This is a genomic window from Ardenticatenales bacterium, assembly GCA_020634515.1.
Taxonomy (GTDB): Bacteria; Chloroflexota; Anaerolineae; order Promineifilales; family Promineifilaceae; genus JAGVTM01.
In genome coordinates, this window is sequence record JACKBL010000013.1 from 15,032 (window position 1) to 32,661 (window position 17,630).

General features: G+C 61.8%; 4 protein-coding genes. 1 reads left to right on the top strand and 3 read right to left on the bottom strand.

Annotated features, from left to right (window positions below):
- Positions 1-23: 23 nt before the first annotated feature.
- The 3 genes from H6650_22465 to H6650_22475 all read right to left on the bottom strand — a co-directional run bounded on the left by H6650_22465 (position 24) and on the right by H6650_22475 (position 16,043).
- Positions 24-5,570 carry a polyketide synthase dehydratase domain-containing protein gene (locus H6650_22465; GenBank protein ID MCB8954777.1) on the bottom strand — a complete coding sequence of 1,849 codons (5,547 nt, stop codon included), beginning with the start codon at positions 5,568-5,570 and terminating at the stop codon, positions 24-26.
- Positions 5,571-6,094: 524 nt separating this feature from the next.
- The gene (locus H6650_22470) at positions 6,095-13,978 is read right to left on the bottom strand and encodes an SDR family NAD(P)-dependent oxidoreductase (GenBank protein MCB8954778.1); all 7,884 of its coding nucleotides are present in this window, start codon (positions 13,976-13,978) and stop codon (positions 6,095-6,097) included.
- Positions 13,979-14,261: 283 nt separating this feature from the next.
- Positions 14,262-16,043 (bottom strand): S8 family serine peptidase, encoded by a 1,782-nt coding sequence (locus H6650_22475; protein MCB8954779.1) that lies wholly within the window; start codon positions 16,041-16,043, stop codon positions 14,262-14,264.
- Positions 16,044-16,767: 724 nt separating this feature from the next.
- Here H6650_22475 and H6650_22480 point away from each other — a divergent pair.
- The gene (locus tag H6650_22480; GenBank protein MCB8954780.1) at positions 16,768-17,616 is read left to right on the top strand and encodes a ribokinase; all 849 of its coding nucleotides are present in this window, start codon (positions 16,768-16,770) and stop codon (positions 17,614-17,616) included.
- Positions 17,617-17,630: the final 14 nt, after the last annotated feature.

The window sequence follows — 17,630 nt, forward strand, 5'->3', positions numbered from 1 at the left end:
TAACCAGTTTACACAAGCATACCTCAATTGACGGCGGTGGCAATAATAAAACCTTGGTCCTGGACCGTGACGGTGGTCAGGGTTCGGTCGCGCAATTCCGGGAATTCCTGCCCCATGCGCTCCGAGACGCCCAGTTCAATGATGCCGCTTTGCGCATCCATGCGGCGAGCAATGAAGCTGAGTGGTCCATGAGCCATGCCTTGTCCGATTGCCTTGCCCGCGGCTTCTTTGGCGCACCACAGCCGCAGGTCCCAACGCGCCGCGTCGGGCTGTCCCAGCTCTGCCAGGAGGGCCTGTTCCGCCGGCGCGAAGGCCGCATTGGCGAATTCCGCCACCGACCGCGTCTCCGGTTCCATGTCAATACCCACCCCGCCGCGCTGGCTGGCCGCCGCGGCGGCTACGCCGTTGCTGTGCGTGATGGAAATCTCGATGGGCGCGTCAATCTGGCTGCGCCAGTCGCCCAGCGCCAGCGGGCGACGATTTTCGTCCTGCCCAATTTCGATGTCCGCCGGGCAGAGGATGATGCCGTACTTTTGCTTCAACAGGTGTCGCACGGCGTCCTTCGCGGCGGTTCGTCCCAACAGCCACTCAATCCGCCGTTTTGCCGGCACATTCATGCCCCGCCACACCTCTCTCTCCCGCCGATTCAAGGAAAGGTTCGCCAGAACCTTCCCCCACAGCCCAAAAGAGGCATCAAAGAATCCCTCCGGAAACTCAGGCACACGCACCGCCACACCGTTTTCACCCAGCCCCGCCTGCGCCGTTTCCCAGGGCAAACTGAGCATGGCCGCCGGCGGATTCAGCTCAAAGCGGTAAAAATGCCAGGTGAGACCATAGAAACGCTTGTCTTCCCAACTGAGAAGCTGCATCCACATTTGACCCTGTGGGTCCACTATGTCGATGTCGGAATAGGTGCGCCCGTCGTTGGTCAGGTTGACCCGCGCGCGGAAGGAGGCCTGCTCCGGGTGGCGAATGGGCGGGCGATAGAAGCGAATCTCGCCCAGGCGGTACGGGAAGATGATGAAGCCCTCTTCCAGATTCTCCATTGTCCACAGCCCAACCACTTGCCCCGCCGCGTCCAGAATGGCCGGATCGGTAATGAAGTTGGGGTCGCGGTCCTGGAAATGATGGTCGCGGGGCAGCGCCTGCAAGGTTGCTTCCAGGCCATCATCTCCCGTGCGCGTCACGCCGGCAATGGCGCGAAAATCAGCCCCATGAAACAATCCTTCGGCGTAGATGTTGCCCGGATGCCAGCGGGAGGGGTGTTCATTCGTCAGCGTCAAGGATTGCGGCGTGGGCGCGGGCGGATACGCTGTGCCAAACACCATCGTGCCTTCAATCAGAGGCATTTTGATGTTCGAGCCGGGCTCGCCGTCCGCCAGATGCAGCCGCACGTCCACTTCATTGGTCGTTCCCTTCTTTCTTTTTGCCACCAGCCGCAGCGTCAGCGTCTCGTTTTCCACAATTACCCAGCGGTAGCCGCGCACTTCCTTCATGCCCACCAGAAGTTGGTCCGGCATGAGGGTGGCCGCCGTCTCCGCCAGGATTTCCATGCTCACCGTGAAGGGAACTACGGGCAGGCCGATCAGCGACTTGTCCGTGACGGAGACGTCCCGCCCCAGGGTGTGGTGATGCAAGAAGGTGTCCTTTTGCAGGTCGAGTTTGCAGATTGCCACCAGTTCCTGGCCGGGCGTGATGCTTTCGATTTCGCGCACAAATGGGTAGTCGGGCAGCGTTTGTGACGTGAGTACGGGCGCGGCGCCGCTCGGGGCGTTTTCGGCCATCACGTTGACCATCTCTTGCAAGGTGCGCAGCGCGGAAACGCGGTCCATCAAGTCTGGCTTGATCAGGCCCGTTTCCTCGTTGAAGGCGTTCAGGATTTCCACGCGCTTGATGGAATCAATGCCCAGGTCTGCTTCCAGGTCGGCGGTGAGATTGAGCAGTTCCGGCGGGTAGCCGGTGCGTTCGCTCACCAGATGCAGCAATGAGCCGGTAATCTTCTCCGCGCTCCACGACGTTGGTTCAGGAGGGGTAACGAGCGCGGCGGCAGGTGTCTGCGGCGGTGCGGGCACGGTGGGTTGCGCCTGCGGCAAGGCCGCGGGGGCAGCCACGGTTGGTGGCGCGGGGGGCATCATTGCGGAGACGCCGGGCGCGGCAATGCGCGGCAGTGGCGGGGTGATGGTTGCCGGCATGGGCACGGTCGGCGGCATGGGCAGGGGGGGCGGCGCGTAGGTGGGCGGCGCGGGGGCCGCCGCGGGTGGCGCGCTCGCACCTTGCGCGCGGGCGATGACCTGCTGCATCACGGCTTCTTGCGCTTGCAAGAACTGTTGCATCAGTCCCAAATGCGCCTGCATAACCTGTGCGCGCGGATCCACCATGTTTGGCGGCGCGGCGGGCGTGTAGGTGGGCGGCGGGGCAGGCACGGGGGGCGCGGCCATGGGCGGCGGCGCAGCCACGACCGGGGCGACCGCGGGGGGCGCGATGATGGGTGGCGCGGGTGCTGGGCCGGCTTTTGCCGGCACGGGCGCGGACGCAGCCAGTTTCGGGAGGGCTTCCGGCGGGGTAGCGGCGCGGGCGTGTCCGTTGCTGGGGCCGGCGGCGGGGGATTTTTCGGCTGATGCCGGCACAGCCGCCACCCGCCGTACTTTCGCGGCCACTTCCGGGTGCAGTTCCATCATCGCCCAGCTCGTTTGTAGTTTCATTGTGCCGGCACTCACCTGCGTCACATCCTCCCCTTTGGCCAACGTCAACAACCGGGGGCGGCGGCGCTGGTAGAGATAACGCAGGTCCATGGGCACGCCATGCGCCGCCAACTGCGCCAACAAGTGGTTGAGCTGCTTGATGCCCGACCGCTGCTGCAAATTCACGGGAATCGCGTACTGCGTCTGCCCACGCAAAATGTCGTTGATGAAGGCGTTCAGGTTGCCCCGTCCCCCCACTTCAACAAACAGGCGCACACCGTCATCATGCATCTGCTGTACCAGTTCGCGGAAGCGCACGGTTGCTACCCAATGTTCCACCGCCGTATCCCGAATCTCGTTCAGATCATCGCTGAAGAGCCGCGCCGTCGTCCCGGAGTAGGTGGGCGTTTGCGCGGGGGCCATGGGGAGACGCTGGAAGAAGTCGCGCAACGTCTCCTCGAAGGCCGCAAACAGGGGCGTGTGGTAGGCGCGGTCAAAGGGCAGCAGTTCGTAGATCATCCCTTTTTCGCGCATCAGGATGATCGCTTTGTCGATGTCGGCGCGACTGCCGGCAATAACGGTCTGGTGCGGGCAATTGTCCATGCCAATGTGCAGGTCGCCGTCTACGGCATCCAAAATGTCCTGCACTTTTTCCCGCCCCGTGCCGACGGCGGCCAAGGCGTAGGAGGGTACCTGTTTTTCCGTGGCGACGTGGTCGTAGCGGCGGCTGACGTCCAGCAGGGAGCGGAAAAAGGCCTCGTCGTCCATCTGGATCATGCCGGCAGCCCGCATAGCCGAATACTCCCCCGTGCTGTGTCCGGCAATTACGTCTGGTTTGATTCCCAACTGATTCAGCAGCGTAAACAGCGCCTGGTTGCCCGTCAACACCGCCTCAATCGCTTCATCAATATCCCACAGCTTCTCCCCCAGTTCGCCGCGACCCAGCGGCCGCGGAAAAATCACGTCGCTGGGGACGTAGCCGCGTGGGTGGTCGTTGTACATGCGGTCTATGCGGTCATAACAGGCGCGCACTTCCGGGAAATGCTCGCACAGGTCCGCCAGCATGTTTGGATACTGCGATCCCTCGCCGGGGAAGAGGAAGGCCAGCTTTCCTTGCGGATAGGCGCGCTCCTCAAAGTAGTAGAGTCCACCGTTGGTGTCCCGAATGCGCTTTCGGTTGGGTTTTAGCAACTGCTCCTGCGCCCGCGCCAGCTTTTCCTGTAAGTCTGTCAGCGAGTCGGCCACAATAGCCAGCCGCGCCGGTTTGTCGCTGAGGCGGCTGTTGATTGTGTATCCCAGGTCGGCCAGCGGCACGTTCACGTCACTGGCGAGATACGCTTGCAGTTCCGCCGCGGCTTCTATCAGCCCGGTGCGATCCTCCGCCTCCAGAATGACGAGTTCGCTGTCCCAGTGGCGCATGAAGCCTTCTTCGGGTGCGTATTCGGGCACGGGATACTCTTCCATGACGACGTGGGCGTTGATGCCGCCGAAGCCGAAAGCATTGACGCCCGCCCGTCGCGGCGTGCTACCTCGCTGTACCCAGGGGCGCGTTTCTGTGTTGATGTAGAGACCCGTTTGCGCCAGTGGCAGCTTGGGATTGGGTTCTTCGACGTTCAGGGTGGGGGGCAGCACCTTGTGGTACAGGGCCAGCGCGGTCTTGATGACGCCGGCCACACCCGCGGAGGCCATGGTGTGCCCGATCATGGATTTGACGGAGCCGATGGCGCAGTAGGGGGGACGGCCTTCTATGGCCGGCAGCAGCGGCTGCAGGGCGGTGATTTCCGAGGCGTCGCCGGCGGTGGTGGCCGTGCCATGCGCTTCGATCAGACCTACGGTGGTGGAATCAATGCCGGCCTTTTCGTAGGCGCGGGTGACGGCCAGGCGCGCGCCTTCGGGTCGCGGGGCCAGCACGCCTTTGGCGCGTCCGTCGCTGGACGTCCCCACTCCTTTGATGACGGCGTAGATGCGGTCGCCATCCCGCTGCGCGTCCGTCAGTCGTTTGAGAACGACGATGCCGATGCCTTCGCCCAAAATGGTCCCGTCCGCGTTGGCGTCAAATGGGCGGATGATTTCCGCGCGGGAGAGGGCGTTCAGGTGGCTGAACAGGGAGAGGATGGGTACGGGGGTGGTGACGTGGGAGCCGCCCGCCAGGGCCAGGTCGGCCTGCCCGGTGGCCAGTTCGGTCACGGCAATGTCTACGGCGATAAGTGAGGAGGCGCAGGCGGCGTCCACCGTGTAGGTTGGCCCCATCAGGTCGAGGCGGTTGGCAATGCGGCTGGCGATGATGTTGGGAACCAGGCCGGGCGCGGATTCGGAATCAAATGCCGGCAATTGTGTCTTCAGGTGTTCGCGGATGGTTTGCAGGTCGTCAACTGTGTATTCGGGGTGCAGCGTATGCAGGATGCGCAGTGTCTGGTCCACAACCATGCTGTGCTGCAGCATGTTCATGTTGCCCCGGTTGAGGTAAGTGCCTTTGCCCAGGATGACGGCGGTGCGGTGGCGTTCTACTTCGTTTTCTTGCAGGCTTTGCAGATAGCCGGCGTCTTCCAGGGCGGTCATCGCTACTTTCAGGGTGAGCCATTGGTCCGGATCACCGCCTTCAATGCCGCGGGGCATGATGCCGTAGTCGAATGGGTTGAAGTGTGTCCAGGGACCGAGAAAGCCCCCTTTTTTGCAGTAGAGGCGCTCTTTATCTTCCGGGTCGTAGTAGAGGTCTGGGTCCCATGCTTCCGGTGGCGGGTCGGTGATGGCGTCAACTTTGTGGATAATGTTGTTCCAGTAGGTTTCTACGTCGGGCGCGCCGGGAAACAAGCAGGCCATGCCGATGATGGCGATGTCGGTTCCTTTGTTTGCCGGCAGTGTGCCGTGGAGACGTTCTATTGGTTCCATACTGATTCTCTCGTCGTAGTAGGGGGCGCGCCGGGCGTGAGCGTTTTTGGTGACCACCATGAATTTGCCCTGACGCGGCGCGTCATTCTATCATACCCCCGGGGAACTGCCAATTGCCGGCTACAAATCGCAACCGTATTCTGGCATCAACAGGCGTGATACGCACTTTTTATGAAGTGGGTATCACGCCTGTGGTCACGGTTGTCGTGATGGATGGGGCTGCTAATTGGAAGGAGCGTGGTAACTATCTGGCCTCAGGGGAACGTGTACCAAGAGACGTTTCCGGAAGTTTGGTTTCAGGCTAAAGGCGTTTCGTCATTCACGTCATTTAGGGCGCATCCGTTAATAAAGGCTTCGCTCGGGAATTGACGGATGTGCCGGAAGGGTTCTTGCTTGATGGATAGTCCAAAGTTGATTTTGGGCGAACCTTTAGGATCGAAGCAACTTCCGAAAAGATGGTTGTGTTTTAAGATGCGAGGTAGCTGCTAAGCCAGATTGGTCCAATCTCCAGAGTGCGTCAGCAGCTACGATGCGAGGGCTTCTCCATCCCCTTCGCCGCAGATGACGATTTCGACTTCGCCTTTGCGTCCGAAGTTGACTTCTTCTACCAGACGTTGTTGGCCGGTGGGGATGGGGATGAGGCTGACGCCACGGCGTTTGAACTGGCGGCGCACTTCGTCGGAAACCATGCCGGCATCCCACGGACCCCAATTCATTGAAACCACATGCGTCGGCCATTTATGATCCAGATATACCGCCAACTTATTCAGCACCTCGTTCGCGGCGGCATAGTCCCCCTGCCCGCGATTCCCGAAACGCCCACTCACGGAGGAGAAGAAGACGAGGAACTTGAGTGATTCTGGGCGCAGCTTACGGCTGAGGATAAACCCGCTGTCTGCCTTTGTGCCCAGTACGCGCGCGAATGATTCGGGCGATTTGTCCTTGATCAGCTTGTCTTCAATGATGCCCGCCCCGTGGATGACGCCATCAATGCGGCCAAATTTCTCATATAGTTCGTCCAACAGCGGACCAAAACTGGCTTCATTGCGCACGTCGGCGGAGAAGTAGTGGATGCGCGCGCCGGTTTTGATCATACCGTTGATGTTGTCACGCATGTCGCGGTCGCGCAGCACGTTGCGGAATTCTCGTTCGATTTCACCCAGGTTGAGCGGTTCGCCTCGCTGTTGCCGGTCCTTGATCAGCGCGGCCTTGATTTCCTTGTCTTCCAGGCCGGCGGTGACGGGGGATTCTTGCGCGGGAGGCATGGGGGAGCGCCCGACGAGGATGAGGGTGGGTTGGTAACGCTGGGCCAGTTCGCGGGCGACGTCGGCGGTGATGCCGCGCGCGCCGCCGGTGATCAGGATGATGGAGTCGTGGGTGATGGTTCCGCCGCTTTTACCGCTGCTGCTGTCGGGGAGCAATGCCGGCACAAGCGTCAACCGCTTCCGTGATTCCCCATCATACCCAATCTCCACCAACCCATCTAGCGACATCATTTCCTGCAGCAAAATCTGCGCCGCCACCGCCGTATCCTGACGCCGATCCAGGTCCACCGCCTTGGCGCGCACCCCGCTCAACTCGTGCGCCACCGTCTTCAACAATCCGACAATGCCCCCCCGATTTGGCGACAACATGTCAGGATTCGTGTTGCCATTATTGCCAAACGAGCCACCCAGGTCGGTGGCCGCCAGCAGACTGGCCCCACCCGCGGCTGCCGCGGCCTCCAGATCATCGTAGACCGCCTGCACCAGGTAGAAAAAGCTACCGGTTTCCAGATTGAGCAATTGTCGCCAATCCGTCAGGTTAATGGAGGCAAAATCACGCCGTAAACCCAAGGGAGCCAGGTGCAGCAAGCTGCCAATGGGGCCGAGCTGCCGCCGAATGGTGTCAACCAGGTTGTTGACCGCTGTCGGATCGGTCATGTTTGCGGTAAAGCGTCCCGTTTCTTCTTGACCGCCTTCGCTGCCGTGCGCTACCAGGGCGACAACATGTCCACGCTCTTGCAATGCACCGACCAATTCCTGCGCCACGCCGCGGCCATCATCCGTGATTAAGATGACGCGACCCGGCGCCAGCGTGCCAAAATTGCCGTTGATGGGGGCGTTGGCCGTCGCCAGCTTGAAGCGCAAGATCGGCGATGCTTCCTCCATTGGCGCGGTCCCATTGAGGCGTGGCGCGGCTGCGGCTATGGGTTGCGGCGCAGACGCTGTTGTGAGCAGGCCGATCATGCCCTTGAGCGTGCGCTGCGACTGCAACTGCTCCATGCGGTCGCCGGCAAAGGCGGTCTCCATTTGCGGATGTTCGTCCCGGAACGCGCTCAGGATTTCCACGCGCTTGATGCTGTCGATGCCCAGGTCGGCTTCCAGGTCCGCTTCCAGGTTCAACAGTTCTGGCGGATACCCGGTGCGTTCGCTGACCAGGGCGACCAGGTTTTTTGTCAGCGCCGCTTCATTCATCGCCACGGGCGCGGCAGCGGCGGGTTGTGGGGTTGACGTGCCGTTGATGGACGGCGCGCCGGCGGGGGCGGGTGCGGGCTGGCTCTTTGGTGCTTGCGCTGCCGGCAAACCGGCCGTGATTAACGCGATCATGCCTTGCAGCGTGCGCTGTGATTGCAACTGCTCCATGCGGTCGCCGGCAAAGGCGGCTTCCAGCTCTTTGTACTCGTCTCGGAACGCGCCCAGAATTTCCACGCGCTTGATACTGTCGATGCCCAGGTCGGCTTCCAGGTCCGCCTGTATATTGAGCAGTTCCGGCGGGTAGCCGGTGCGCTCGCTCACCAGCGTGACCAGATTGCGCTCCACGACGGTGGCATCCACGGCAGGAGCGGACGGCGTAGAAGGTGTCGCGGGCGCGTCCGTCGCCGTGGCTCCCTCGCTCAACAATTCGATCATGCCGTGCAGTGTGCGCTGCGATTGCAACTGCTCCATGCGGTCGCCGGCAAAGGCGTCGTTCAACTGCGGATACTGCTCGCGGAAGGCGCTGAGGATTTCCACGCGCTTGATGCTGTCGATGCCCAAATCGGCTTCCAGATCGGCTTCCAGGTTCAGCAGTTCCGGCGGATAGCCTGTGCGTTCGCTCACGAGCGTTTGCAGATTGGACGTGATTGTTTCCCGGCTCATGCCGGCAGGCGCGGGGCTGGCCGGTTGCGCCACGGGCAAGGGCGTGGGCGCGGCGGGCTGTGCCTGTGGCGGCGGCGCGGCCTGGGGCAACGGCATGGGCGGCTGTGGCATCGCTTGCGGCGGCATCCAGGCGGGCGCAGGCGCGGCGGCCATCGGCGGCGGAGCCTGGATCGGCGGCGGCGCGGCCTGGGGCGTGTGCCACGTTTGCGCGGGGGTGGGCATGGCGGGCTGCTGCGCCGCCGGAGCCGCGCCCAAATAGGCCATCATAATGCTTTGCTGCGTCTGCAGAAATTGGGCCATCAGTTGCTGGTATTGCAGCAGCACGTCGGTTGCCGCTGTTGCCGGCTGCGGCGCGGCGGCGGGTGGCGAATAACTGGCAGCGGGTTGCATAGGAGGCATAACGTTTACTCTGGGTGACGCGGCTGGGGAGACAGTCGCTGGCTGTGGAATGGGTGTGTGCGCGGGCAGCGACGCCGTGGGTGGGGGAGGCGCTGAGTTGGCCGTCGGCGCGGGCTGCACTGATGTGGTTTCCTCAAGTTTGATCTTGATCGGTTGTGGATATTCTTCTGGTTTTTGCTGCGCTTCACGCCAGGCGCGGGCGCGACCGCCGTTGATGAGCCAGGTGGTGGCGGTGTAGCGGGCGCGCTCCGGGTTTGTGTACGGTTGGTCGAAGGAGCGTTGTGTGACGCTGCGCCCTTCAAAGAGCGTTTCCAGCGCCAGCGGCACGCCGTCGGCGGCCAGGCGCGCCAGGGCGATGGCGAAGGTTTCCAGGCCGGGCTTCTTCTGCCTGTTCACGGCTACGGCCATGTGCGGTTTGTCGCCCAGAATTTGCCCTACCAGTCCGGTGAGAACGGCTTTGGGGCCACACTCGACGAAAATGCGCGCGCCTGCTTCGTACATTGCTTCGATTTCTTGCTGGAATTTAACGGGCTTTGCCAGTTGGCCGGAGAGGATCGCCCGAATTTCCGCGGGGTCGTGGGGATAGACCGTTCCGGTGGTGTTGGCGTATACGTCGCGGTGTGGGGTGTGGAACTGGACTTGTTCGGCCATGAAGGCGGCCAGTTGGTCGCGGGCGGGGGCGACCAGGGGGGAGTGGAAGGCGCAGGCGACGGGCAGGGGGCGTCCGCTGATGTTGCGCGCGCTGAGGCGGGCCAGGGCTGTGTCTATGGCTTCTTGCGTGCCGGAGATGACGGTCTGTTGGGGGGCGTTGAGGTTGGCGAGGGTGAGGTCGGGAATGCCGGCAACGGCGGCTTCTACCTCTTGACGTCCGGTGCGGATGGCGGCCATTGTGCCGGCATTCGGCCCCGCCGCCTCCGCCATGAATTTACCCCGCGCCGCCGAAACCGCCATCATGTCCGCCTCGTCAAACACGCCGGCTTCATACAGCGCCACGATTTCCCCGTAGCTGTGGCCGGCGACGAATGCCGGCATCACGCCCAACCGTTGCAGCAGATCATTGACCGCCAGATTAGCCGCGCCCAATGCCGGCTGAGCCACATTCGTGGCGGTGAGGGCCAGTTGGTCTGCTTGTTGCGCATCCTTGTCGTGCTTGGGGATGGGGAAAATGTACTCGCTGAGCGACTGCGGCAGTTTGCCTTGCATTGCCTCGTTGGCGCGTTCAAAAGCGGCGCGCACAGTGGGAAACTGGATGGCCATGTCGCGCAGCATGTCGGTGTACTGCGAACCCTGACCGGGATAGAGGAAGGCGATCTGGCCTTCGCGGGCGAGCGGGTTCTGGTTGAAATAAATGCCGCGCGGGTCGTTGATGGTTTCCTTGCCGGCGGCCAACTGCTTGTCCGCTTCGGTCAGCTTCATTAGCAGGTCGTCGTGGGCGTTGGCGACCAGGGCCAGCGCCAGGAGCGGGTGTCCCTCGCTGAGGATGCGTTCTTGTGCGTAGTGGCGGTAGAGGGTGTAGGAGATGTCGCGCAGGGGCGGCGGATCGCTTTTGCCCAACCAGGCGGTGAGGTTGCTGATTTGGGCGCGGAGTTCGGTGATGTTCGTGCCGGCAAATAGCATCAACTCCAGCGGCCAGTTCTCGCGTACCGCATGTGCCGGCAGAAAATCTTGATACTCCTGCAAAACGGCATGGAAGTTTGTGCCGCCAAAGCCAAACGCGCTCACGCCCGCGCGGCGCACCTCTCGCGGCCGGTGGCGAATCCAGGGGCGCAGTTCGCTGTTCACGTAGAGGGCGCTGCTTTCATTATAAAGTCTTGGATTGGGCGTGTTGATCAACGTGGGCGGCAGCACCTTGTGGTACAGCGAGAGGGCCACCTTGATCATGCCCGCCAATCCCGCCGTACTCTTGGTGTGCCCAATCATGCTTTTCACGGAGCCGATGGCCGCGCTCTTGGCTTCCGCGTGCGCTTCCCGCAGCACCGTGTCCAACGTTTCCGCCTCGGCCACGTCGCCGACTTTGGTTCCCGTGCCGTGCGCCTCAAACAGACCGACGGTGGCCGGATCGACGCCGGCTTTGGCGTAAGCGCGACGGACGGCGCGCATCTGCCCGGCCGGGCGTGGCGCGGTAAGGCTGCGGTCCTTGCCATCGCTGGAGGCGGCTACCGCGTCAATGACGGCATAAATGCGGTCGCCGTCTCGCTCCGCGTCTTCCACCCGCTTCAGGATGAGGACGGCCAGGCCCTCACTGATGGCGATGCCATCGGCGCCGGCGTCAAAGGGGCGACAGCGGCCCGTGGGGGAGAGCGCCTGCGTTTTGCTGAAGGCGAGGAATCCAAATGGGCTTTGCACCGTTTCTCCCGCGCCCACAATGGCCATGTCCACTTCGCGGTTTTCCAGCGTCTTTACGCCCGCGTCCAGGGCCGCCAGTGAGGAGCCGCAGGCGGCGTCTATGACGAAATTGGGGCCGCCGAGGTCGAAGCGGTTGGCGACGCGCCCCGCCAGTACGTTGAGCAGAATGCCGGGGAAGCTGTCTTCCGTCCATTCTGGCAGTTTGCGCGAGATACGCTCAAGCACGTCATCTGATTCGCCTTCCAGGAAGTGGGGAACGTAGGAGCGGAAGCCGTATTGCGTGCCCAGGTCACCGAGGCCGCCGCCAACGGCAATGACGCAGGCGGTTTTCTCGCGGGGGAAGGGGCGCTCTTCGTAGCCGGCATCGCGCAGGGCGGATTTGACCACATCCAGCATGAGAAGTTGCACCGGCTCAATGGATTTGACGGAGTTGGGCGGCATCCCGTAGTCAAGGGGATTGAAGGGGATGTCGTCGATGAATCCGCCCCAGCGGGAGTAGATCTTGTCCCGCGTTTTCTTGTCTTCGTCAAAATAGCGCCGCCAATCCCACCGTTCCGGGGGGACTTCGGTGACGGCGTCCACGCTGTTGAGGATGTTTTCCCAGTAGGTTTTCAGGTTGCCGGCACCGGGCAACAGGCAGGCCATGCCGATGATGGCCACTTGAGAAGGCTTTGTCCGCGGCAGGAAGGGTGGCTTTTCCCATCTGGCGTCAATGGTCTGCAGCCGCTGCATGCCCATTGTTGTGACCTCTTCGTGCAGGTCAGCAAGGGTACAGGTGCTGTCGCGCAAGGCAGCGGTCTGTCCCAGGTTGAACGTGTCTTTGTCCATGCCGGCATCTTCCGCCGCAAGGGTGTTGTCGGCGGTGATGGCTTCCGCCTGCATGGCGGGCGAGATGGCTTGCGCGGTGACGGCCTCTTCAGTGAAGAGGTAGGCGGTTCCCATGAGGAAACCGACGCGCACGCCTAATTCTATCACAGGTGCGGCGAGCGCGGCGATCATGGCGGAAGATAGGTCGTTGATGACGCCGCCGGCGCAGAGGATGTGGATGTCGGGCGTGTACAGGTCGCGGTGGCCGGTAATGTAGTCGAGGAGTGCCTTGACAAGGGTGTTCCAGAGGACGAAGCTGGTCTGGTGGGATGGGTGCTGGCTGCTTTCGCTGCCGGCAAAAATGAAGCGAGTGTATCCTTGATCGAGAAGGGCGTGGAGGGATTGAGGGGTGGCGATGTATTGGTAGGGAGGAATGCCGGCATTCTTCAAGCCCAGCGCTGTTTCCGCTTCGTCGCCCGCCACCATCGCATAATTCGGTTTGATGTCCCGCAGTGCGTTCAACTGCTCCTGGCGCAGCGCCGGTGGCAGCCCGGCGGAAAGGCACGCGCCCCAGGGCTTGTCGCCGACGAAGCGTCGCGTCTCTTCCAGCAGGGCGCGAACGGCCTCTTGCTTCTTTTGCCCCAACGCCACGAAGGGCAGTGCGCCCGCATGGGCCACGGCGCGGGCAAACTCGGCGCTTTCGCCGAACGGCCGCGTTGGTCCCTGGGCGATGGGGTAGGTTGTGCCATGAGACTGCGCCAGGGAGGAATCTTTATCCAGCGAGCGCTGCGTGCGGGCAATGCGTACCTGGTTCTCAATGGCCTCACGCATGGCGATAATCACGCCGCTGACGTTGAGGTGATCGTCCGCCAGGCGGGCGGCAAAGATGGCGTCTTCGCCCATTGGGAACAGATAGTCGCTGGTGCTGGTCCAGTTCACGCGGGCGGCAATGGCCGCGCGCCAGGCGGCGGACTTCTCCGCCGGGGTTGAGTCGGCGGCAGCCAGTTCCACCAGAACTTCCCGCAGCGCCGTCACGGCTTCCGCGTCCGGCGGGGCGTAGAAACGGTGAAGTTCGCCCAATTCGGCGCCCAGGCACACCGTTTCGCGACTGTCCATGCCGCGGATTTTTTCTTTGATGGCGGAGGGCAGCCGCGACTCGCGCAGCAGCGTCAACTGGCTGTCCAGCATCACGCCGGCGGCTCCCGCGGCGCAGCAGGCGGCGGCGGTGTGTTCGCCGATGCCGCCGTGGGCGTAGACCGGCAGGGAGATGTGCTTGAGCAGTTTTTGGAGCAGGATAAACGTGGTTTCGGCGCCGACCCGACCGCCTGACTCGCTTCCTTTGGCGATGATGCCGGCGACGCCCAACCGAACGCCCATCTTTGCTTGCTCCAGGCTTGTGGCTTGCAGCAGCACCCGCATCTGGTGTTCGCCCGCGAGGGCGATTTGCGTGCGCAGGTGGGCTTCGTCGCCGCCGCTGAGGATGAGGGTGTGCGCGGCGGGCGCGATCTGGGTCAGAAGCCGTGTCAGGAGTTCGTGCTGGTCGTCGCGCATGTTGTACCCGTAGCCATTGCGGGCAAAGTCCGCCAGTTTGCGCGCGGCTTCCCAGGCCGTGGCGAAGTCATCGGTATAGGTAAGATCCAGCACCCCCAATTCTTCGGCGCGGCTGGCGGCAATCGCCAGCGATGGTTCCGGAAAGCCGGGAAGGGTGGATACAATAAACTGAAACTGGTTGGTCATTACGTTCACCTACATTCCTCAAACGCAAGCACAGCAAAACATCCCTTCAGGCCGCGACGTATCCCACGCTGATTGCGGGTGGTCAATGCGAACTTGTAAATGATGGGGTACCAGTGTGCCGACGTGAGTGCTGGTTGAATTCTGGTACGCTGAAATGTGCGTCATTGGATGACAAGGAATCATACGCTTGCTGATAGACGATAACAACTTTCCATTTCCTACGAAACCGGATTGCCTGGCAACCGGGTTTGAGGGACACGGAAACGAGGTTATGGGTAGGTTCCTAGGGTAGTTGGTTTACAGCGAACCGCAGATCGTGGGCTGATTTGCCGGCAAAAGACCGTAAATCCAGATCGTCCCACGTTTGCAACAGCGCCTGGCGCAGTTCCGGGTTGGCGCGTTGTGCCAGAGCATGGACAAAAGTGTCAACTTTCACAATAAAATCATCGGAGAGTTTAGCCTGTCCGCTGCTATTTAGCAAAGACGTTATCAAGGGTTGGCCGGTCCGCAGCAGGTCAAAAAGTTGCCCGGCCAGGCGCGGGTCGCGGAACATCAATCCGGCAACCTGAGCGGAGTGTCGGTAGTAGAGGTGTGTCAGGCGCTGGCCGTAGGGGCTGCTTTGCAGGATTTCGTCGCGGAAGCGGCGCAGGGTGTTTAACAGCCCGTCGTTGGCGGGTGTGCCGCCCAGAATTTGCGTGAGGACGCAGCCGCAAGTGGCGGTGGGGGGATTGTAAACGTCGCCGGGCGGGTTGGTGGCTTGCAGCACGGCTTCGGCGCTGTTTAATAGACCGTAGCCGGTCAGATCATCAAACCCTGGGTCTTCGATGTCTACGGCTGTATTGCGTAGAATCTGGCGAATTTGGGCATTGGTGAGGCTGGGGTTGCGCACAAGCATGAGGGCGGCCGTGCCGGCAACACGCGGGGTTGCGTAGGAAGTGCCGCTGCCTGTATCGTAGCCGCCGCCGCGAGCGACGCTGCGGATATTGATGCCCGGAGCCGCGAGATCGACTTCCGGACCAAAGGAAGAGAAGCTGTCGAACAGCCCTGTTTCATTCGTGGCGGAAACGGCAATGACGCGTTCGTATTTGGCCGGGTAGACGACAAAGGGAACGATGTTGCCGGCAGCGGCGACCAGCGTAGACCCGGAATCATAGGCAAAATTCACGGCGTCCGTCCAGACACTGGCGCATTGTCCGCCCAGGCTCATGGTGATCACGTGGGCGTTTAAGGTAGCCGCGTACTGGATGCCTTGGGCGACTTCCAGGGAGCCAAAGTGGATGACGGGAGGGATGCCGGGGATGATGCTGTCCGCGCCGACGCGGATGGGGATCAGTTGGCAGTTCCAGCATGTGCCGGCCATGCCGATGGCGTTGTTGGTGACGGCGGCGGCGACACTGGCCGTGCCCGTGCCGTGTCCGTCGCCGTCGTTGGCGTCGTTGTCCATGTCCACAAAATCGTAGTCCAGGTCCGTGTTGACGTTGGCGGCCATGTCCGGGTGGGTGTAGTCCACGCCGGTGTCCAGGTGGGCGATGCGCAGGTTGGGGCTGCCGGTGACCAGGTCCCACGCTTGCGGCAGGTGGACTTGCTGTATGGCATAGTCACCGGGATAGAGGGGGTCGTTCGGATCGAGATCGGGGGAGAGGTTCATGGCTTGCGCCAGGTAGACGGGTTCGGCGTATTCGACGAAGGGGCTTTCGTTGAAGTCGGCGGCCATGCGCCAGACGTCGGTGGTGGTGGATACGTGCAGGGTGAAGATGCGGTCGAGGCCGTACTGTTGGGCCAGGGGGGAGTTGGTGAGGTGGGAAAATGCCGGCACGATAGCCGTAACCGCATATTGGCGGAGGAGTAGCCCCAGATCACTCGTTGCCGCATTCTCTAGCCAGGCCTCCGCCGCGTCCGGGTTGACCTTCACCACGATTTCTCCCGGCATGACGAGGGACGAGGCATTGAGGGGCAGGGGAGCAGAGGGCCTGGCGGGGGAAGTGGCTCCCGTCAAGGTGACGGTGAAGAAAGCAAGGGACAACGTGAGAAGAGTCGCCAACAGCAATGAACGCGCGCGCATCATGACACCTCCTGGTTTAAAGTTGGGAACGGCGTAAATGGTAATTTGTCAGGAATACTCAAAGAATTAATGAGATGGGTTGGGAAATTGTGCCCGATTCTCTCATGGAGGTAAGGCGGAAACGCGAGTTGCGCGCAAGCCATTGTGCCGCGCTCATCCAGGCATGAATCACCGGGAAATGCCCGTCCGCATTGATTGCTGCTGAGCGAACGCGCAATCCTCATAGGAAACAATGCCTGATATGGTAGCACTGTGCGGCAGGTCTGACAACCGTAATCTATGACCATATTCACGGGCTTCTATTTGTCAGATCAGTACAACGATGGTGGCGATGCCTGTTGACCAACGGTTGGGTATGGCAGCACCGTTTGATGGTGCGTCGCGCCTTTGTTGGTGACGAGGATCGCAAGAGAGAGAGAAGAGCAACCACAAGCCTGCGGGCACGGTGCAAGGACGTGAGGGTTGCGGGAGTAGATGAAGCAGCGTTAAAGCTACTTTTTAACAGAGGGGTGAGGGCTGGAAATGATACAGGCAAAAGGGACGAATTCCGCCGACGGGGGTCTTGTCGCTAATGCGGGTGGGGTATGTTAGAATTCAGGTGACTACGAACGCTCTTTGGAGATTGGACCCATTTCACACGCTCAATGACCATTTTCACCAGAGAAAATTGGTCCAATCTAGCTTAACGGTTACGAATTCAGCGGAATATTTATGATTGGATGCGTGGATGCCGGCAGAATTTGATTATCTTGTTCTGGGGCACATTGCCCGTGACATAACGCCCACCGGATTTGCCGTTGGCGGGACGGTGGCGTATGCTGGATTGACGGCTGTTGCCCTCGGACATCGGGCCGCCGCGGTCACCAGCAGCGGCCCAGACCTGGATACGTCCCTGGCGCTGCCGGGCATGTGCGTGTACGATGTGCCTGCCGACAAGAGCACGGTTTTTGAGAATGTGTACACGCCGCAAGGACGGGTACAGCGGATTCATAGTGTGGCGGGGCGTATTGGGCGGGCATCTGTGCCGGCATCCTGGCGGGATACGCCCATTGTACACCTGGGACCGCTGGCACATGAACTGGACCCGGACCTGGCACGTTTTTTTTCCGACAGCCTCGTGGTCATGACGGTGCAGGGGTGGTTGCGGTCCTGGGATAATGCCGGCAATGTCTTTCCCGACACCTGGGAGGAAGCGCAAGCTATTCTCCCCCTGGCGGACGTCGTCATTCTCAGTGAAGAAGACCTGCTCCAGCCCGCGATGCTGGCTCACTATCGGGCATGGTCCTCCATGCTCGTCCTGACGCGCGGCGAACGAGGCTGCACCGTCTTCTGGCAAGACGAGATGCGCGATTTTCCCGCTCCCGCCGTCGAGGTAGACTCTCTAACGGGCGCGGGCGACGTTTTTGCCGCTGCCTTCTCTCTGCGTCTGTGGCAGGCCCGCCGCGAAACCCCGGAGACCGCACCCTGGGCGGCAGCCCGTTACGCGGTGCAGGTGGCTTCTTGCTCCGTCACGCAGCCTGACCTGGATGCCAAGACGCGCCTGATTGCCACGATGGCGGCGACCTTTGCCTGCTGAGGACTGGCGCTCAC

What these genes read in the sequence shown, in the direction of transcription:
- H6650_22480 (MCB8954780.1), top strand. Translation starts at nt 16,768, where the DNA reads ATGCCGGCAGAATTTGATTATCTTGTTCTGGGGCACATTGCCCGTGAC.
- H6650_22465 (MCB8954777.1), bottom strand. Translation starts at nt 5,570, where the DNA reads ATGGAACCAATAGAACGTCTCCACGGCACACTGCCGGCAAACAAAGGA.
- H6650_22470 (MCB8954778.1), bottom strand. Translation starts at nt 13,978, where the DNA reads ATGACCAACCAGTTTCAGTTTATTGTATCCACCCTTCCCGGCTTTCCG.
- H6650_22475 (MCB8954779.1), bottom strand. Translation starts at nt 16,043, where the DNA reads ATGATGCGCGCGCGTTCATTGCTGTTGGCGACTCTTCTCACGTTGTCC.